This is a genomic window from Marinobacterium alkalitolerans (genome assembly GCF_017776525.1).
Lineage (GTDB): Bacteria > Pseudomonadota > Gammaproteobacteria > Pseudomonadales > Balneatricaceae > Marinobacterium > Marinobacterium alkalitolerans.
In genome coordinates this window covers 1-17,750 of sequence record NZ_JACVEW010000036.1, presented here as the reverse complement: position 1 = coordinate 17,750, position 17,750 = coordinate 1, and the positions used below count along the sequence as shown (strand labels likewise).

Below are 17,750 nucleotides of genomic sequence, written 5' to 3'. Positions count from 1 at the left end.
AGCCGAAGCCGAAGCCGAAGCCGAAGCCGAAGCCGAAGCCGAAGCCGAAGCCGAAGCCGAAGCCGAAGCCGAAGCCGCTGATGCTGATGAAGACTCTGATGGTGAGTCAGAGCAGGAGGGAGTGGACTCCATGCGCGATGAGGATGACACCGACACCTCGAACACAGCAGACACGCAAGCCGATGACCAGCCGAAGGAGACTCAGTCATGAAGCAGCTAAACCGTATCGTGCTGGTCAACTGGTATGTACTGGGCGCGGTCGAAATTCCGATCAAGGGCAATGTGGCCATCGTTGGCCCCAACGGCTCCGGTAAATCCTCATTGCTGGATGCGATCCAGACGGTGCTCATGGGGGGGCACAAGCGTCACCTGAGCTTTAACGCCTCGGCAGGGGAGAAAAGTGAGCGATCGCTGCGCACATACTGTCTGGGCTTTATGGATGATCAGGGCAAGAAGGCCACAGCCCGTGAAGACTCATTGACCTATATGGCCCTGAGTTTCTTCGATACCGAGACTGCCAAGGAGAGCTGTATCGGTATTGCCATCAGTGCCTCAACGGCCAGTGCGGAAGAAGATGTGCTGGGCCGGTTTATCCTGCCGGACTTCTCCGTCACGCTGGACGATTTCTCCGTGAAAGAAGGCAAGGGGCGTATGCCGCGTGCCTGGAACGATGTGCGTGAGAGCCTGCTGAAGCAGTGCCCGGACATGATTCTGGAGAAGCGGGCGAACCGCTTTATTCGGGATATGGTGACGCATCTGAGCCATGATCCCCAGATGCCCAATGACGATGACAAGTTCATCAAGAACTTCAAAAACGCCTTGAAGTTTGTGCCGATCGACAGCCCCACCCGGTTTATCCGCGAGTTCGTGCTGGATGAAAACATTGTGCACGTGGGCGCCTTCCGCAAGTCGCTGGATGAATACCGGGCGATGGAGCAGAAGACTCAGGAGGTCTCCAGCCGTATTGGCGAGCTGGAAAAAGTGCAGGAGTTGTGTAGCGGTATCAGCCGTAATGTGAAGAATGCGGTCGAGTATGAGTGGGTGGTGCACGAAACCCGCTTCGAGAATGCCGACCTGCGCAAGGAAGATGCCGCGGAGCGTCTTGAAGAGTACGCCGAGCAGGAAGAAACTCTGCAAGAGCAGCTGGAAGAGAACAGTGCCAAGCTGAACCAGGCGATGCAGGACCTGGCTGATGCGCGTGCCGAACTCAACAGCAGCGACTCTGCTCACAAGATCAATGCTCTGGAGTCCACGGTCAAGGCGCGTCAGCATGAGCAGACCGTGATCAAGGACAAGATCCAGCAGGTGTACAGCCTGCTGCGCACCACCGTGGGCTTTGCCGACCAGCTGGATTTGCTGCCGGAAGGCTTCCGTCCACTGGTTGAACGCTCCGTGGAGCTCTGGCGTTCCGGCGAAGAGCTGCAGGGCGATGCCTGGCCGGCTGAGCCCGTGAGTGTGGACAAGGTGATCGAAGGGCTCAAGTCCCAGGTGGATGAGGTTCGCAAGGCGATCGGCCGCCGTTATGAAGAGTCGGTGATTCGCATCAATGACCTGCGCAGCCTGATTCAGAACCAGAAAAGTGCGGTTGAACAGCTGCAGCAGGGTCGTGCGCCGATTCGTCACAACACCCGTGAGCTGATCGACCTGCTCAGCCAGTACGGCATCGAGTCAACGCCGATCTGTGAGCTGGCTGATATCAACGATGACAAGTGGCGCATTGCGATCGAATCCTTCCTCGGGGCGCGCCGCGAAGCGCTGGTGGTTGCACCGGATCGCGTCAAGGAAGCGATTACCCTGTATCGCCGCAAGGGGCGTCACCTCAAGGGCTGCCGCATCATCAATACCACCAAGAGCCGTGATTGGCTCACGCGCAGCAAGCGCGGCTCACTGGCCGAGTTTATCGACACTGACAACGAGCATGCCCGCGCCTATATGAACCGTGCGCTGGGTGGCGTGATGGCAGTGGAAACCGAACAGGAGCTGTTGCGTCAGGAGCGTGCCCTGACCTATGACTGCATGCTGCAGACGGAAGGCTCGACCACCTCCATCAATGAGCTGAGCCCGATCATGGGCATCCGTCGTCGTCAGGACCAGCTTGAAGTGCAGGGTCGTCAGGTAGACGAGCTGATTGCCGAGTTCACGACGCTTGGCAAGCGACACGAGTCACTGGAAAAACTGCGTGATGCCCTGATCAGCATGACCTCTGGTCTGTCGCAGATTACCGAGAGCGTATTTGACCTGGTGAACCAGCGGGAGCAGCTTGGCTCTGAAATTGCCGGCTATGAGCAGGCGATCGTGGACCTGCGCAACCATGATGACAGTGGTATCCAGAACCGCATTGCCGAACTGGCCGAAGAGCAGAAGCAGATTGAAGCGCGTCAGAAAACACTGATGGACAAGCTGCAGAAAGTCCGGACCGGCATGATCAAGGACAACGCGGCACTGGAAGTGCTTGAGCAGGAGCTGGTAGAGCACGCACAGGCGCGTACCCGCTGTGAAGAGAAACCCCAGTTCGATGCTCAGGCCGCGCAGGAGAAGCGCGACTATCTGGACGAGAGCTGCGGTGGAGAGCTGGAGCGCATCATCTTTGAAGCAGCGAAGAAAGCGCAGTCCGAGCTTCAGCTGCACGAGAAGAAAAAGAATGCGGTCCGTGATGCCGTGGCGCAGTACAAGGCCCGTTACCACGGCGGTGGCATGAGCCACCAGGAGCTGGACAACATCAGTGCCGAGTCCAGCCATGAAGACCTGGAATTCTATGTTAACCAGACGGTTCAGGCACTGCGTGACTCTGAACTGGCCGAGTACACCAAAAAGGCCGAACGGGCGCGTCTGGAAGCGGAAACCGCGTTCCGCTCAGACTTTGTGGCGCACCTGAATGACCAGATCAACAAGATCAAGGACCTGATCCGCGAGCTGAACAGCCACCTGAAGAACCGTCCGTTCCATCAGGAGATGTACAGCTTTGAAATGATGCCCAACCCGGAGTTGAAGGATATTCTCGAGCTGGTTGAAGCCTACACGCGCCTGGATCAGGCCAATGTGGGCACGCTGTTCGATATTCAGCATCAGGGTGAAAACGCTCACCGCGAAGCACTGAACAAGATCCATGATGTGCTGAGTGATGAAGGCGAAAGCAGCCTGCTGCAGGACTACCGCAACTTCTACAACTTCGAGCTGGTTGTGAAGGATCTGGACGGCAATCGCAAGACGACCCTGACACAGCGTATCAAGACCGGCTCCGGTGGTGAGCACCAGGTGCCGTTCTATGTGGCGATGGCTGCAGCGCTGGGTGCGACCTACCGCCTGAAAGAGGGTGGTGACGGTCAGGCGGTTGGTGGCATGAGCCTGTCGGTGTTCGACGAGGCGTTCAACAAGCTGGACTCCGAAAACACCGTCACTTCGCTGGGCTTCATGTCCGATCTGGGTCTGCAGACCATTATCGCGGCCCCGGACGAGAAGTACTCGCTGCTGTCGTCCTGCATGGACACCATTATCAACGTCTGCCGTGACGGGCGTGTGGTGGACCTGGACGTGGAGTTCCCGACGGATCTGGGAAAGGAGCTGCTGGCCTCTGATCACCCCTACAAGATCATGGCCGAAGAGGCAGAAGCGGAAACCCTCTAAGGCTGCAGGCGGGGGAGCCCTCTGGGTAACGCCGCCGGTTCACCTTCCAGGTCCGGAATGAAGCTGGCCAGCAGGCGGTGCTTGTAGTGTACCTGCAACCGCGGCCCGGCCAGCGTTGCGGACCAGCAGTCAGGATGCTCGACCAGTTCCAGCAACAGGCCTCTGGGGCTCAGTGAGATGGTTTCCTGTTCCAGACGCCAGTCACGGTACTGGCCGCTGACCAGCAGGCGCTGCAGGTTGAGTCGATTCCATTGTGGCGGATAGCTTTTGAGCGGGTTGAGCAGTGCGCTGCTGTCAGGCCCGTTCAGATAGGGGTCGCGAGGGAAGGAGCGACGAGCACTAAGGTCGGTATGTACGCCCAGCAGTTCGTTGTCCCGCACGTTGCTGCCAAAATCCAATGTCTCCAGCCCTTCCAGCAAGGCCGTAAGGCTCCACTGACAGCGTTTGATCAATTGCCATGCAGGATCAATGGAGCGCCGCGAGCCCAGGGTATAGCGTACCGGATCCCCCTCTCCGAACAGTGTCAGCTGCAGGAAGTGCGTCTGGAAATCGACCAGACAGCCCGGTCTGTCCACCAGACAGTAGGGGCTTTCTCGACGGCAGAAGGCCATCCACTCCGCACGATTTTCCAGCTGGGGCAGTACTCGGATTATCATAAAGGCTCGCTCTCTCGGGTCCGCAAGTATAAAGCAAACCCACCCACAATGACGATGCAGCGGGGGTGTTCATCCTGCCGGCGATTCTTTATGGTTAGCATTTTGCACAGAATCGGCAATGAATATTCATCCGTTACGTTCCCAGCTTTACGATGAGCTGCATTCGCGGCCCTTCCATGTTATCCCGAGCCCGGCCAGGGTGACCCAGATCGCCCTGTTGTGCTCCGAAGCCGATAAACGCGCTCAGTATGAACACCTCAAGGAGCTGAACAGCATTCTTGGCTGCCCGATCGATCAGGCCGATCAGAACTGTTATGAATATGACTGCGGCAGTTTTCGCTTGAGGCGGGAAAAGCACACCGAGTTTACCACCTACACCTTTATCAACCTGGATGTGCCGGCGGACGCCGACCCTTTTGAAGTCACAGGTCTCACGCCCATCCCCGAGGCTTGGGTAGAAAGCATTCCCGGCGAGATCGTGGCCGCGTTTCATGTGGCCATTGAAGATGCGCGGCAGGGGCCCGAGCCGGAACTGCCCATCGTCAAACAGGCCTTCGAAGAGATGCGTTTGGTGGGCAGCAGTCCGCAAAATGGCGATGCTCGTGTCTGGACCAGCTTCCAGCTGCACTCGGACGGTTTTGGCCGCCTTATGGTCGTCAACAAGCATATGAGTGACAGCCAGCTGGGCCGTTTGACACAACGTCTGATGGAGATCGAAACCTACCGGTTGATGGCTCTGCTGTCGCTGCCCATGGCGCGCTCGGTTTCGCCGGAGCTGGTTCGGATGGATGACCGACTGGCCGACCTTACCCAGAAACTGTCTGAAGAAGAGAGCGTGAATGAGCAGGCGCTGCTGTCGGACCTGATTGAGATGGCATCCAGTATCGAGTCCTGGCGAGCGCGTTCCACGTTCAGATTCAGTGCCACTCAGGCCTACCATGAACTGGTGCTGACCCGACTGGAGGAACTGCGCGAGGACGAGGTGTCCGGCCATCTGACCATCACCGAATTCATGACGCGCCGCCTGACACCGGCCGTACGTACCTGTCAGGCCAGCAGCAAGCGGCTGGAAGATCTGTCCCGTCGTGTGGACCGGGTGTCTGATATGATGCGTACGCGGGTGGAACTGGGCATTCACCAGCAGAACCAGCAGCTATTGAGTTCCATGGACCGGCGTTCGCGTATTCAGCTGATGATGCAGCATACGGTGGAAGGCCTGTCAGTGGTGGCGATCAGCTACTACCTGGTGGGCCTGCTCAAGTTTCTGTTCATTGCCCTCTATGACGCAGGGGTGCCGCTAAACAAGACGCTGGCGACCGGGCTGTCGGTGCCGGTCGTCCTGCTGACGGTCTGGCTGGTGACCCGGCGTATCCATCATCATTTCATCAAGCTTGCCCGGAAAGATACAATCGGAGCAGACAAGCCCTGACGCGGAGTAAACATGAGCGTTGCAGAACAGATCGAATCACTGACCCGTGCCGGCCTGCAGGTGGAGTACTTCCAGCTGGAAAATGAAAGCCACATGCATTCGGGTCCGGCAACCGAGAGTCATTTCAAGCTGGTGTTGGTCAGCCCTGACTTCGCCGGCAAACGTCCGGTACAGCGGCATCAGCTGGTGTACGGGCTGGTATCGGAGCTGATGCAGAACCCGATTCATGCCCTGGCGCTGCACCTGCACACACCGGAGGAATGGACTGCCCGTAACGGTGAGGTACCTCTGTCGCCCACCTGCAAGGGAGGCTCCAAGGCTGACCAGGCCTGATCACAGATGCTTAATCGCTCACGGAGTGATCTCCCACAGCGCCGTCCCTCACTTGAAACAGGCTGCTGTTAGGGAGTTCGCTCCGCGAACGATGGTTGCGTGATCAGCGCGTAATCTGCGCAAACAGGTCGAAATATTCAGGGAAGGTTTTACGGGTGCAGCCAGGATCATTAATGGTGATCGGCGCCTGGCCAAAAGCCGCCAGCGAAAAACACATCGCCATGCGGTGGTCGTCATAGGTATCGATCGCGGCGCTCTGAATGTCTGCCGGTGGCGTGATCTCGATGAAATCTTCCCCCTCGACCACAACTGCACCAACCTTGCGCAGCTCGGTGGTCATGGCGCTAAGGCGATCTGTCTCTTTCACCCGCCAGTTGTACACGTTGCGAATCGCGGTGGGGCCTTCGGCAAAGAGGGCGGTGGTGGCAATGGTCATGGCCGCGTCGGGGATCGCGTTCAAATCAAGGTCGACACCCTTGAGCGCGCCGCGGGTGACCTCGATCCAGGTCGGGCCATAGGTGACCTCAGCGCCCATCTTGCCCAGTACCTCGGCGAACGCCTTGTCACCCTGCACGCTGTCAGCACCCACGCCATACACACGCACAGTACCGCCTGCGATAGCGGCCGCGGCCAGAAAATAGGAGGCCGAAGAGGCATCGCCTTCTACCATGACTTCGCCGGGTGAACGGTACTGCTGCCCGGCTTTCACGACAAACTGCTGATAATCACGGTTCTCGACGCTGACACCGAACAGCTGCATGGTATGCAGGGTAATATCGATGTACGGCTTGGAGACCAGCTCGCCGTCCACGTTGATCACCAGGTCTTCGCTTGCCAGTGGCGCAGCCATCAGCAGGGCGGTCAGGAACTGGCTGGAAATGTTGCCGCGAATACTGACTTCTCCGCCGGTCAGTCCGCTGGCGTGAATCTTCAGCGGCGGATAGCCTTCATCCTTCAAATATTCCACTTGCGCACCCAGTGGGCGAAGGGCATCGATCAAGTCGCCGATGGGACGCTCGTACATGCGTGGCTCGCCCGTAAGGGTAAACTCGCCCTGGCTGGCACAGAGGGCCGCGCACAGGGGGCGCATGGCCGTACCGGCGTTGCCCAGAAACAGCTCCAGTGCTTCAGTTGCCTTGAACGTCTGACCCAGGCCCTTCAGTGAGCAACTGCGACGGTCTTCTGCCAGCGTGTATTCAACGCCCAGTGCCTTCAGCGCCCTGAGCATATGGCGTACATCGTCGCTGTCGAGCAGGTTGGTGATGCGGGTGGTGCCGTTCGCCAGAGCAGCCAGCAGCAGGATGCGGTTGGACAGGCTTTTGGAGCCGGGTATCTGTACTTCGCCGCCAGCATGGCTCAGCGGCTGCAGGGTCAGGGTTTCCATGGATGGCAGCTTCACTTGTAAACGCAGGTCGTAGGCTGCATAAGCTACCGTGTATCGCGCTTGAGGTCGAGTCTCCGAAGGATTAAGAGGCCTTTTGCCGGTCAAGTACCCGATACTGCTCCGGAGAGGCGGCACTGGCGAGGGTGATATTTTCCAGTTCCAGCAGCCGTATCTTGATATCCAGCCCTCCGCCATAGCCGGTCAGCTCACCATTGCTGCCAACCACGCGGTGGCAGGGGATGATGATCGAGATTGGATTGCGGTTGTTCGCGAGACCCACGGCACGAAAGGCCTGAGGGCGTTCGATGGCCCGCGCGATATCGCCGTAACTGCGGACCTCGCCATGGGGGATCTGTTGCAGGGCTGTCCAGACCTCACCCTGAAACGGCGTGCCGACCGGGTTCAGGGGCAGGTCGAAGGTTGTCAATGCGCCGGCAAAGTAGGCCTGAAGCTGGTCCACGCAGGCTTGCAGCAGTGCCGTGGGGGCGGTGACGCCTGTCGGCTCGGCTCTCAACCCGAAATCAACGCGGCAGATGCCTTCGTTATCAGCCTGAAGGGTCAGGGGCCCTACCGGCGTATCCATCAGGACATGCGTATGAATCATGGCACCTCCGCGGTTGTGGTTGATAGGGATCAATGTGTGATGCCCTTGATTGCAGGATAGTGAAAGCAGGAAGTGACCACAACCAAGGAAAACCACTCTATGAGCATTGAGCACCACGATCTCGTCCACGAACTGCCGGAATACCGTGACCAGATTCATACCCTGAAAATGGAAAACGGTCATTTTGCCAAGCTGTTCGATGAGTATCACGAAGTCACGAAAGAGATCGAGCGCATGGAAGCCGAGATTCAACCGGCCTGTACCAAGACCGAAGAGATGTACAAGCGCAAGCGCCTGCAGCTCAAGGATGAACTTTACGAAATGCTGCGTGACAACCAGTAAGCACGCGCTTCATTTGAGCCAATAACACCCGCATTTGCGGGTGTTTTTATAGGAGACACTGGCGTACATTGAAGGCATCGGGCGGGACGAATACGACGTATAGTTCCAGTGGTAGCTGCTGCAAGGAGCATCCGGTGTCCATTTCTGCACCCTCACGTTATACCTGGCGTTACATCTTTGATATTGCCCTCAAGCATCGGCGTGAGCTGGTGTTGGCCAATCTGATCGCCATTCTCGCTGCGGTCATGAGTGTACCGCTGCCACTGCTGATGCCGTTGCTGGTGGATGAGGTTCTGCTGGATCAGCCCGGTGTCGTCGTCGAAACCGTCAACAATCTCTTCCCGAGTGCCTGGCAGGGCGCGCCTCTCTATATCGGCGCGGTTCTGTTGCTGACGGTGGTGTTGCGTCTGCTGGCACTGGGCTTGAACGTGCTTCAGGCACGTCAGTTTACGATTATCTCCAAGGACGTGATCTATCGTATCCGTGCCGGACTGCTGGAGCGGTTGCAGCGGATCTCCATGGCAGAGTACGAAACCCTTGGCAGCGGCAGCGTGGCCTCCCATTTCGTGACGGACCTGGATACGGTGGATCGATTTGTAGGCTCGTCGGTCAGTCGCTTCCTGGTAGCTGTTCTGTCAATCATCGGTACCGCCGTCATCTTGGTCTGGATGCACTGGCAACTGGCAATGTTGATTCTGTTCCTGAACCCCTTTGTGATCTGGCTGACCATGGCCGTGGGCAAGCGAGTGAAGCACCTGAAAGCGCGTGAGAACTCGGCTTATGAGCTGTTTCAGGCAGCCTTGACGGAAACGCTGGATGGCATTCAGCAGATCCGTGCCAGCAACCGGGAGAAGCACTATCTGCAGCGGCTGGTGGATCATGCTCTCAGGGTACGCGATCACTCCACCAATTTTGAATGGCGCTCCGATGCGGCCAACCGGTTCAGCTTCATGCTGTTCATGATCGGAGTGGACCTGTTTCGCGCCGTAGCCATGCTGATGGTGGTGTTCTCGGATCTGTCGGTAGGGCAGATGATGGCCGTATTCGGCTATCTCTGGTTCATGATGGGGCCGGTACAGGAAGTGCTGGGCATGCAGTATGCCTGGTTTGGGGCGCGGGCAGCACTTGAGCGCGTCAACCGGCTGCTGGAACTGCATCCGGAGCCTCGCTACCCGGCTTTGCAGAACCCCTTTGGCAAGGGGCAAACCGTCAGCGTCAGTCTGCGTGATATTCACTTCAGCTACTATCCGGGTCAGGAGGTGCTGAGAGGCATCTCGCTGGATATACCGGCGGGGGAGAAGGTGGCATTGGTCGGTGCCAGTGGCGGCGGCAAATCGACGCTATTGCAGGTGCTGCTGGGGCTTTATCCGCCGCAGCAGGGTGAGGTGCTGTTCGACGGCATACCGGTCCAGCGAATCGGGCTGGAGTGCGTGCGCGAGCATGTGGCAACCGTACTGCAACAGCCCGCCCTGTTTAATGGCAGCGTGCGCGACAATCTGGCCATGGGGCGAGAGTATGATGATGCCGAGCTTTGGCAGGCGCTGGACGTGGCTCAACTCAAGCCCTTCGTCATGGCATTGGAACATCGGCTGGATACGATGGTGGGGCGTCAGGGCGTGCGGCTGTCGGGCGGGCAGCGACAGCGGTTGGCGATCGCACGTATGGTGCTGTCTGATCCGGCGGTCGTGATTTTGGATGAGGCGACCTCGGCACTGGATACCGAAACCGAGCATGCCCTGCATACGGCGATGACCGAGTTTCTCAAGGGCCGCACCACCGTCATCGTGGCGCACCGATTGAGTGCCGTGCGTCAGGCTGATCGGGTGTATGTGTTTGAAGATGGGCAGGTGATCGAGCAGGGCAGTCACGCCGAGTTGCTCGATCAGCGCGGGCTCTATTCGCGCCTCTATGGGCAGCGGCAAATGTAACGGACGGCAGGATGCGGCAGCGTTTCAACTGGCATGGCGGCAATCGCGTCGAACTGATGGTGGACGGGGAGACGTTCTTTCCGGTCATGCTGTCTGCGATTGAACAGGCACAGTCCAGCCTGAGACTGGAGTTCTATCTGGTCATCTCCGGCAAGATTCTGGATCGCTTTATTCAGGCGCTGACCGATGCCTGTCGTCGCGGCGTGGATGTCAAACTGATCGTGGACGGGTTTGGCGGCCGCCATCTCAGTCGAGCAGACCGGCACCGTCTGCAAACTGCGGGTGTGGAATTGGTGATTTACAATCCGCTGCAGCTGCAGAAACTGACCCGCAACTTTGCGCGTGACCACCGCAAACTGATGCTGGTGGACGAGCGGTTGGCATTCATCGGCGGTACAGGTCTGGCGGATGAATATTGGCTGTCAGAACGGTCCGGCTGTCCCTGGCATGAGGTAATGTGTCAGGTGGAAGGGCCGGTGGTCGCGGATCTGGCCAGCCTGTTTAACCAGTTGTGGCTCAGGTGTACGGGAAAGGCGCTGTCGCCTCCTTCGGCGCAACCGGAAAAAGGCCAGGCACTGGTGCGCGTGACGATGGTGCAGGGCCTGTATCAGCAGGATATCAAGGTGGCCTTTCTGAACCATGTGCACGCGGCGCGTGAGCGTGTTTGGCTGGCGACAGCCTATTTCATGCCGTCACTGTCGATTCGGTCGGCCTTGCGCAAGGCTGCCCGGCGCGGAGTGGATGTACGCATGCTGGTGGCGGGTCCTTACACCGATCAGTTTTGGGTCTATCATGCATCCAAGCGCTATTATCGACGCCTGCTGAACGCCGGAGTGCGGATTTACGAATATCAGCCGCGTTTTCTGCACGCAAAAGTGGGGCTGGTGGATGAATGGGTGTCACTGGGCTCATGCAATCTGGACCACTGGAACTTGCGCTGGAATTTGGAAGCCAACATTGAGGTGGTTGAGCCTGAGCTTCAGCTGCGCGTTGAGCAGTTGATTGAGCGCGACCTGGAGCAGTGTGTGGAAATCACTGCTGAAAGCTGGTCGCGTCGCCCCTGGCACCGCAAGGTGAAGGAACTGGTGTGGGCACTGATCAGTCAACTGGTATTGAAGATCAAGTAGGGAGAAGCCGATGAACAGGTTAATCATTGCGGCAACGCTGGGCGTGTCGCTGGTGTTGAGCGGGTGTGCCCAACAGGGACTGTATGGCACCAGTTATAGCCGCAGCCAGGTGGGTCAGGCGCAAACGGTACAGTATGGCAGCGTGGAAGCCGTCACACCGGTCGTGATTGAAGGCCGTACGGACGGCATTGTGGGCAGTGGTACAGGGGCTGTCGTGGGTGGCATCGCCGGTAATCAGGTAGGCGGTGGCAGCGGACGTACTCTGGCAACCGTTGTCGGTGCCGTTGCAGGCGGCCTTGTAGGGCAGCGCATCGAAAAATCTGCCACCGAGCGCCAGGGACAGGAAGTCACCATTCGTCTGGACAGCGGGCGTGTGATTTCAGTGGTGCAGGAAGTGCAGGAAGGTCAGTACTTCCAGCCGGGTGAGCGGGTCCGTGTACTGGGGCAGGGGGGTTCGCTGAAAGTCACCTACTGAGCCGACAGGCAGTGGTTGAGGCAGGTGAGCACCTGCCTCGCGCGGGTGTTACTTGTTCGGGGCGTGGAAATGCAGGTACAGGTCGATCAGCACTTCCGGGATCTGCACCGCCATCTCTTCTCGCAGTGCACGGTCACGGCTGATTTCGACCACATCTTCATCCTCGAACAGATCTGACGCGACCATTACCGGCAGCAGCAGTCCCGCCACGGTTTCCTCGTCCTGACCAAACCAGGCTTCTTCGTGCTGGAAGACACCTTCCATAAAGGCTTGAGCCCAGACGGTCAGCTCGGTGGTGTCTTCATCGTCCTCGGGTTCCAGCGTCAGGTCGCAGGGCAGCAGAATTTCCTGATCGTTGTAGAGATCGTTGCCAATGGTGCGGTACAGCTTGCGCAACAGGTCCTGAATCTCCTGCTTTTCACTGTCGGATGACCACTTGGGCTCACCGTCAAACAGTTGCTCCATCCACTCGGGCTCGGCAATCGGCTCCGGGCTGATATTCAGGGCACAGAGAAAACCGTGTGCGCCGATCAGGTCCAGTGCTTCGTCTGACACCGCGGGCGAGAACAGAAATTCTTCCAGACGATCCAGCTCGTCTTCAGTGATCAGGGCGATATTGGCAGTCATGGCTTTTGGCTATCCGCATAAGAGAAACAGCCATGATTCTAACCCGAACAGACGGTCAGGGATATGGTGCAGGATGACTTCGTGGCAGTGATTGCGGATAATGCCTCCCCATGATTGAGCGCGCCCAACACATACTGGCTGAAGTCTTCGGCTTTGAGTCCTTTCGCCCCCCTCAGGACGAGGTGGTCAAGACACTGATTCAGGGGCAGGATGCGCTGGTGGTGATGCCAACCGGCGGGGGCAAGTCTCTCTGCTATCAACTGCCTGCGCTGGTGCGCGACGGCTGTGGCATCGTCGTGTCTCCGTTGATCGCACTGATGCAGGACCAGGTCAGTGCCCTGTCACAGCTGGGCATTCGTGCGGGCTGTCTCAACTCCTCCATGTCCCTGGATGCCCTGCAGGCTACCGAGCAGCAATTGCGTACCGGTGAGCTGGATCTGCTGTACGTGGCGCCGGAGCGGCTGCAGACCCCACGCACTCAGCAGTTGCTCAGTCAGTGTCGTCTGGCGCTGTTTGCAATCGATGAAGCGCACTGTGTATCCCAGTGGGGGCACGATTTCCGGCCTGAATACATGCAGCTCAACCAGCTGCGTCACCTGTTTCCGGGTGTGCCCCGAATCGCCCTGACGGCGACGGCCGATGCCAGAACCCGGCAGGAAATCGTAGACCGACTTGAACTGACGGACGCGCAACGGTTTGTGTGTGGCTTTGACCGCCCCAACATCCGATATCGCATCGGGCAGAAAGACCGGGCGCGTGAGCAGCTGCTGCGTTTTATCCGTGAGGAGCACCCCCAGGACGTGGGCGTTGTTTACTGTCTGTCACGCAAGCGTGTGGAAGAAACCGCGGCCTGGCTGTGTGAGCGGGGCTTCAATGCCTTGCCCTACCATGCCGGTCTGGAGGCCGGGCTGCGTCAGCACCATCAACACCGCTTTCTCACCGAAGAGCCGGTCATCATGGTGGCCACCATCGCCTTCGGCATGGGCATTGATAAGCCCAACGTGCGCTTCGTGGCACATCTTGACCTGCCGCGCTCGATAGAAGCCTACTATCAGGAAACCGGCCGCGCCGGTCGCGATGGCCTGCCCGCTGATGCCTGGATGGTCTATGGACTGCAGGACGTGATTTTTCTGCGCCAGATGCTGGAAGGATCGACGGCCGAAGATGCCCAGAAGCAGATCGAACGGCAGAAACTGGAAGCGATGCTGGGGCTGTGCGAAATCACCAGTTGTCGACGTCAGGCGCTATTGGAGTACTTCGGTGAAGACGACCACGCCCCCTGTGGCAACTGTGATACCTGCCTGGAGCCGGTACCGGTCTGGGATGGAACCGAGCCTGCCCGCAAGGCACTGTCGGCTGTTTACCGCAGTGGTCAGCAGTACGGGGTGAACTATGTCATCGACATCCTGCGCGGCCAGTCCAACGAAAAGACCCGACAGCGCGGGCATGAGCGGCTTTCCACCTGGGGAATCGGCAAGGAGCTGGATGCACGCGAATGGCGCTCCATCTTCCGTCAGCTTGTGGCCAGGGGGTACCTGAATGTGGACCCTCAAGGGTTTGGCGTGTTGCACCTGAGTGAACGATGCCGTCCCCTGCTGCGCGGAGAGGAAAGCCTGGAGCTGCGGCGTGATCTGCGCGCAGCTGCCGCTGGCGGCAAGTCACGCAGTGGTGCGTCCTCTGCGCGTCAGCAGCGACTGGATGCGGATGAAAAGCAGCTTTGGGAAGCACTGCGCGGCCTGCGTAAACAGATTGCGACTGAGCAGGATGTGCCGCCCTATGTGATCTTCCATGATGCCACTCTGATGGAAATGGTGCTCTATCGTCCCCTGCAGCCGGAACAGTTGCGTCGCCTGAGCGGGGTTGGTGAGCGCAAGCTGGCGCTCTATGGCGAGCCGTTTATGGAACTGATTGCCGAGCACAATGCGCAGGCCGATTCGGCACAGAGCGACCAGGCCGAACAGTCCTTGATGCTCTATCGCTCGGGCATGACGGTTGAGCAGGTGGCGCGGCAGCAGAAGCTGTCACCCAACGTCATCTATGGACACCTGGCACAGGCGATCCGCTCGGGGATGATCAGTGTGGATGAAGTGGTTGAGTTGCCGGCCAGTGAGCGTTCGGAGATCGAAACCACTATTCGTTTTTGTCACCAGCAGTTCGGGGACTCCCTCAAGTCGGTTCACGAAGCGCTGGAGGGACGTTATGACTACGGTCTTTTGCGCTGTATTCGTCAAGGCATGGCACTGTGATAGAGGCGTTGCCCGCGCCGCTGGCACTGTTTCTCAGTGCTCTGATTTCGTCCACGCTGCTGCCGGGTGGCTCTGAGGTTCTTCTGGTGTGGCTGGTTCGATCGTCAGAATACTCCCACCTGTTGCTCTGGTTCAGTGCCACTCTGGGCAATGTGCTGGGCAGCCTGCTGACCTGGGGGATGGGCTTCTGGATTGCCACCCGTTTTCCCCTGAAAGCTCTGGAGAAACCGGGCCATCAAAGGGCCCGACGCTGGCTTGAGCGTTACGGGCCGCTGGGGTTGTTGCTGGCCTGGCTGCCGATTGTGGGGGATCCTTTGTGTCTGGTCGCCGGCTGGCTGCGGATGAATTTCCCGCTCAGCCTTCTCATGATTACGCTGGGCAAGTCACTGCGCTATGCTGTTGTTCTGAGCTTGGCCAGCTGAGGCTTGCATGACACGACTACTGCTGCTGCGCATTATCCAACTGATTCTGCTGCTGATTTTGATTCTGTTGCTGGCCAACAAATGGTTCAGCCAGGTCAATGATTTCTGGTGGCAGCGCCCGGTAAAGGTCGTGCTGTACCCGATCAACGCTGACAGTGAACCCCTCACCGGGGCATTTATTGATCAGTTGAGCGAAGAGCACTTTGAGGATATCGAGGGCTTTTTCCAGCGCGAGGCCAAACGCTATCGCCTTGAGCTGCAACAGCCCGTGCTGGTTGATCTGGCGCCACGCATCGATTCATTGCCCCCGCAGGTACCGGATGATGCCAGCATCCTCGATGCGATCTGGTGGTCTGTCAAAATGCGCCTTTGGGTGTGGCAGCACGACAGCTATGTCGGAGACGCTGACGCCCGCATCTTCATGAATTTTCACCTTCCCGGGACCGATCAGCCCATGCCGCGCCACTCGCTGGGGTTGCAGCGTGGCCAGATCGGACTGGTGAACGGCCTGGCCGGTATCGACTATCTGGGCCGTAACAACCTGATTGCGGCGCATGAGCTGCTGCACACCTTCGGGGCGACCGATAAATATGACCCTGACACCAATCAGCCGGTCTGGCCTGATGGCTATGCGGAGCCGACCAAAACGCCACTGTACCCGCAAACCAAAGCGGAAATCATGGGGGGACGGGTACTGGTGAGTCCGGGCTGGGCGATGCTGCCGCCGGACCTGGAACATGTGATTATCGGCGCGGCAACCGCCATTGAGGTCAACTGGCTGGCGGCGCCTCAACCGCCACAAAAATAGCCTTTCTTGACCAGCGGTGTCGGCCTGTAGGACAATACGCGCCATCGTCACTCAGGTTGATTGGAGGCTTTTAGCGGGTAATCGCGGTTTTTGCAGGTTAATTCCTGCCAGTTTGCTGCTTTTTTGCTGTACAGATCCATTGTGCAACCACCCGTTACACTTGGACCTTCCCCCACTGGTCACTGCACGCTCGGCCAGTCATCTCCTGAGTGTCCCCTTTCATCTGTTTTGCACACAGGCACGTCATGCTGATGGGTCTGTCGTTCAGATTTCAGATTAACCGCAATTTGCAAGGGAGCTCATGAACTCACATACACCCATCGATGCCGTACAGATTGCCGAAGCCGAAATGGCGCCGGCGTTTAAAGTTTATACCGCCCGTCACCTGCAGCAGATTCCGCAGCTTCAAACGCTGCCGGAACAGCTGAAACACGAGATGGAAGTGGTTTCATCCGTGCTGCCGTTTCGCGTCAACAATTACGTGATCGACCAGCTGATCAACTGGGATGATCCCATCAACGATCCCATGTTTCAGTTGACCTTCCCGCAGCGCGGGATGCTCAAGCCGGAGCACTATGATGCGGTTGAAGCGGCGCTGGCGACGGAAGACAAGGCTGAAATCAAGCGTGTCGTGAATGAAGTGCGTCAGGCGCTGAACCCGCACCCCGCCGGTCAGATGGAAAAGAACATTCCGCGCGTGAACGGTGAGCCGGTCAACGGCATTCAGCACAAGTACAACGAAACGGTGCTGTTTTTCCCCAGCTCCGGTCAGGTGTGTCACAGCTACTGCACCTTCTGTTTCCGCTGGGCTCAGTTCGTGGGCGATCAGTCCCTGAAAATTGCGGCCAAGGAATCCGGTCAGCTGTGTGACTACCTGCGTGAGCACCCGGAAGTGACCGATGTGCTGATCACCGGTGGCGACCCCATGGTGATGAAGACCAAAAACCTGCGTGCCTACCTGGAACCGCTGCTGGAACCGGAGTTTGATCATATTCGCACCATCCGTATCGGCTCCAAGGCACTGACCTTCTGGCCGTACCGCTTTGTGACCGAGGCGGACAGTGATGACTTGATGGAACTGTTCCGCGAGATCATTGCCGCTGGCAAGCACCTGGCATTCATGGCGCACTACAATCACTGGCGCGAGATGGAAACCGACATCCACCGTCAGGCGGTTGCACGTATCCGTGAAACCGGCGCTCATATCCGCAGCCAAGGCCCGCTGTTGAACCATATCAACACCGAAGCAGATGACTGGGCCAGAATGTGGCAGACCCAGGTCGAGCTGGGCATCCAGCCGTACTACATGTTCGTGGAGCGTGATACCGGTGCTCAGCACTACTTTGAAGTGCCGCTGGCCGAAGCCTGGAATACCTACCGCAGTGCCATGAAGCAGGTCAGCGGTATTGCCCGTACCGCCCGTGGCCCCTCCATGTCGGCCACGCCCGGCAAGGTAGAGATTCAGGGTGTCACCGAGATCAACGGCGAAAAGGTCTTTGTGTTGCGCTTCATCCAGGGCCGCAACCCGGACTGGGTACAGCGTCCGTTCTTTGCCAGGTACGATGAAAAGGCAACCTGGCTGAACCATCTCAAGCCTGCATTCGGTGAAGAGAAGTTCTTCTTTGAAGACTGATGCTCCGGTTTGAGTGTCGAAAAGGGCTGCCTTCGGGCCACTGCTGTCCCATAAATGGCAGCAAATGAGAAAGCCTGAATCCAAGTGAGTAAAATGAGAGTGCGACCAAACA

General features: G+C 58.3%; 16 protein-coding genes. 12 read left to right on the top strand and 4 right to left on the bottom strand.

What is annotated here, in order from left to right; translation table 11 throughout:
* Both H9C73_RS15525 and H9C73_RS15520 read left to right on the top strand, forming a co-directional pair.
* On the top strand, positions 1 to 211 hold a 211-nt coding region (locus tag H9C73_RS15525), incomplete at its 5' end, for a hypothetical protein (RefSeq protein ID WP_209288819.1).
* Positions 208 to 3,624: an SbcC/MukB-like Walker B domain-containing protein gene (locus H9C73_RS15520; protein WP_209288818.1), complete on the top strand. Its 3,417-nt coding sequence runs from the start codon at positions 208 to 210 to the stop codon at positions 3,622 to 3,624. The genes H9C73_RS15525 and H9C73_RS15520, both read left to right, overlap by 4 nt.
* Here the strand turns inward: H9C73_RS15520 and H9C73_RS15515 are convergent.
* Entirely contained in the window at positions 3,621 to 4,280 is a 660-nt protein-coding gene (locus H9C73_RS15515; RefSeq protein ID WP_209288817.1) for a hypothetical protein, read from the bottom strand. The genes H9C73_RS15520 and H9C73_RS15515 overlap by 4 nt on opposite strands.
* Positions 4,281 to 4,398: 118 nt before the next feature.
* Between H9C73_RS15515 and H9C73_RS15510 the strand changes: the two genes are divergently transcribed.
* On the top strand, positions 4,399 to 5,709 hold the full coding sequence (locus tag H9C73_RS15510; protein WP_209288816.1) for a DUF3422 family protein: 1,311 nt from the start codon (positions 4,399 to 4,401) through the stop codon (positions 5,707 to 5,709).
* Between the two features lie 12 nt (positions 5,710 to 5,721).
* On the top strand, positions 5,722 to 6,042 hold the full coding sequence (locus H9C73_RS15505; protein WP_209288815.1) for a BolA family protein: 321 nt from the start codon (positions 5,722 to 5,724) through the stop codon (positions 6,040 to 6,042).
* 103 nt (positions 6,043 to 6,145) lie between these two features.
* On the opposite strand, the gene aroA is transcribed toward H9C73_RS15505, so the two are convergent.
* Together aroA and H9C73_RS15495 are read right to left on the bottom strand one after the other, a co-directional pair.
* Positions 6,146 to 7,426 carry a 3-phosphoshikimate 1-carboxyvinyltransferase gene (aroA, locus tag H9C73_RS15500; protein ID WP_209288814.1) on the bottom strand — a complete coding sequence of 427 codons (1,281 nt, stop codon included), beginning with the start codon at positions 7,424 to 7,426 and terminating at the stop codon, positions 6,146 to 6,148.
* A gap of 82 nt (positions 7,427 to 7,508) precedes the next feature.
* Positions 7,509 to 8,030, bottom strand: a complete 522-nt coding sequence (locus tag H9C73_RS15495; protein WP_209288813.1) for a methylated-DNA--[protein]-cysteine S-methyltransferase — start codon at positions 8,028 to 8,030, stop codon at positions 7,509 to 7,511.
* Between the two features lie 99 nt (positions 8,031 to 8,129).
* Here H9C73_RS15495 and H9C73_RS15490 point away from each other — a divergent pair, with 99 nt between their 5' ends.
* From H9C73_RS15490 to H9C73_RS15475, 4 genes are all read left to right on the top strand, one after another.
* Positions 8,130 to 8,372 carry a YdcH family protein gene (locus H9C73_RS15490; protein ID WP_209288812.1) on the top strand — a complete coding sequence of 81 codons (243 nt, stop codon included), beginning with the start codon at positions 8,130 to 8,132 and terminating at the stop codon, positions 8,370 to 8,372.
* A gap of 134 nt (positions 8,373 to 8,506) precedes the next feature.
* Entirely contained in the window at positions 8,507 to 10,300 is a 1,794-nt protein-coding gene (locus H9C73_RS15485) for an ABC transporter ATP-binding protein (RefSeq protein WP_209288811.1), read from the top strand.
* Positions 10,301 to 10,311: 11 nt separating this feature from the next.
* Complete coding sequence (locus tag H9C73_RS15480; RefSeq protein WP_209288810.1) at positions 10,312 to 11,427, top strand: phospholipase D-like domain-containing protein; 1,116 nt, start codon at positions 10,312 to 10,314, stop codon at positions 11,425 to 11,427.
* A 10-nt stretch (positions 11,428 to 11,437) separates the two neighbouring features.
* Entirely contained in the window at positions 11,438 to 11,902 is a 465-nt protein-coding gene (locus H9C73_RS15475) for an outer membrane lipoprotein (protein ID WP_209288809.1), read from the top strand.
* 48 nt (positions 11,903 to 11,950) lie between these two features.
* On the opposite strand, the gene H9C73_RS15470 is transcribed toward H9C73_RS15475, so the two are convergent.
* Positions 11,951 to 12,529: a YecA/YgfB family protein gene (locus H9C73_RS15470; RefSeq protein ID WP_209288808.1), complete on the bottom strand. Its 579-nt coding sequence runs from the start codon at positions 12,527 to 12,529 to the stop codon at positions 11,951 to 11,953.
* Between the two features lie 110 nt (positions 12,530 to 12,639).
* Between H9C73_RS15470 and recQ the strand changes: the two genes are divergently transcribed.
* The 4 genes from recQ to H9C73_RS15450 all read left to right on the top strand — a co-directional run bounded on the left by recQ (position 12,640) and on the right by H9C73_RS15450 (position 17,638).
* Positions 12,640 to 14,775, top strand: a complete 2,136-nt coding sequence (recQ, locus tag H9C73_RS15465; protein ID WP_209288807.1) for a DNA helicase RecQ — start codon at positions 12,640 to 12,642, stop codon at positions 14,773 to 14,775.
* Positions 14,772 to 15,197, top strand: coding sequence for a YqaA family protein (locus H9C73_RS15460; RefSeq protein ID WP_209288806.1), 426 nt, complete (start codon positions 14,772 to 14,774; stop codon positions 15,195 to 15,197). The genes recQ and H9C73_RS15460 overlap by 4 nt, the downstream gene beginning before the upstream one ends.
* Positions 15,198 to 15,204: 7 nt before the next feature.
* The gene (locus H9C73_RS15455) at positions 15,205 to 16,005 is read left to right on the top strand and encodes a hypothetical protein (protein WP_209288805.1); all 801 of its coding nucleotides are present in this window, start codon (positions 15,205 to 15,207) and stop codon (positions 16,003 to 16,005) included.
* Between the two features lie 301 nt (positions 16,006 to 16,306).
* Positions 16,307 to 17,638 (top strand): KamA family radical SAM protein, encoded by a 1,332-nt coding sequence (locus H9C73_RS15450; RefSeq protein WP_209288804.1) that lies wholly within the window; start codon positions 16,307 to 16,309, stop codon positions 17,636 to 17,638.
* The last annotated feature ends 112 nt before the right edge of the window (positions 17,639 to 17,750 follow it).

Bases quoted from the DNA above. Each gene is read 5' to 3' on its own strand.
- H9C73_RS15510 (WP_209288816.1), top strand. From the start codon at position 4,399: ATGAATATTCATCCGTTACGTTCCCAGCTTTACGATGAGCTGCATTCG.
- H9C73_RS15455 (WP_209288805.1), top strand. From the start codon at position 15,205: ATGACACGACTACTGCTGCTGCGCATTATCCAACTGATTCTGCTGCTG.
- H9C73_RS15520 (WP_209288818.1), top strand. From the start codon at position 208: ATGAAGCAGCTAAACCGTATCGTGCTGGTCAACTGGTATGTACTGGGC.
- recQ (WP_209288807.1), top strand. From the start codon at position 12,640: ATGATTGAGCGCGCCCAACACATACTGGCTGAAGTCTTCGGCTTTGAG.
- H9C73_RS15450 (WP_209288804.1), top strand. From the start codon at position 16,307: ATGAACTCACATACACCCATCGATGCCGTACAGATTGCCGAAGCCGAA.
- H9C73_RS15480 (WP_209288810.1), top strand. From the start codon at position 10,312: ATGCGGCAGCGTTTCAACTGGCATGGCGGCAATCGCGTCGAACTGATG.
- H9C73_RS15470 (WP_209288808.1), bottom strand. From the start codon at position 12,529: ATGACTGCCAATATCGCCCTGATCACTGAAGACGAGCTGGATCGTCTG.
- H9C73_RS15475 (WP_209288809.1), top strand. From the start codon at position 11,438: ATGAACAGGTTAATCATTGCGGCAACGCTGGGCGTGTCGCTGGTGTTG.
- H9C73_RS15505 (WP_209288815.1), top strand. From the start codon at position 5,722: ATGAGCGTTGCAGAACAGATCGAATCACTGACCCGTGCCGGCCTGCAG.
- H9C73_RS15490 (WP_209288812.1), top strand. From the start codon at position 8,130: ATGAGCATTGAGCACCACGATCTCGTCCACGAACTGCCGGAATACCGT.
- aroA (WP_209288814.1), bottom strand. From the start codon at position 7,426: ATGGAAACCCTGACCCTGCAGCCGCTGAGCCATGCTGGCGGCGAAGTA.
- H9C73_RS15515 (WP_209288817.1), bottom strand. From the start codon at position 4,280: ATGATAATCCGAGTACTGCCCCAGCTGGAAAATCGTGCGGAGTGGATG.
- H9C73_RS15495 (WP_209288813.1), bottom strand. From the start codon at position 8,030: ATGATTCATACGCATGTCCTGATGGATACGCCGGTAGGGCCCCTGACC.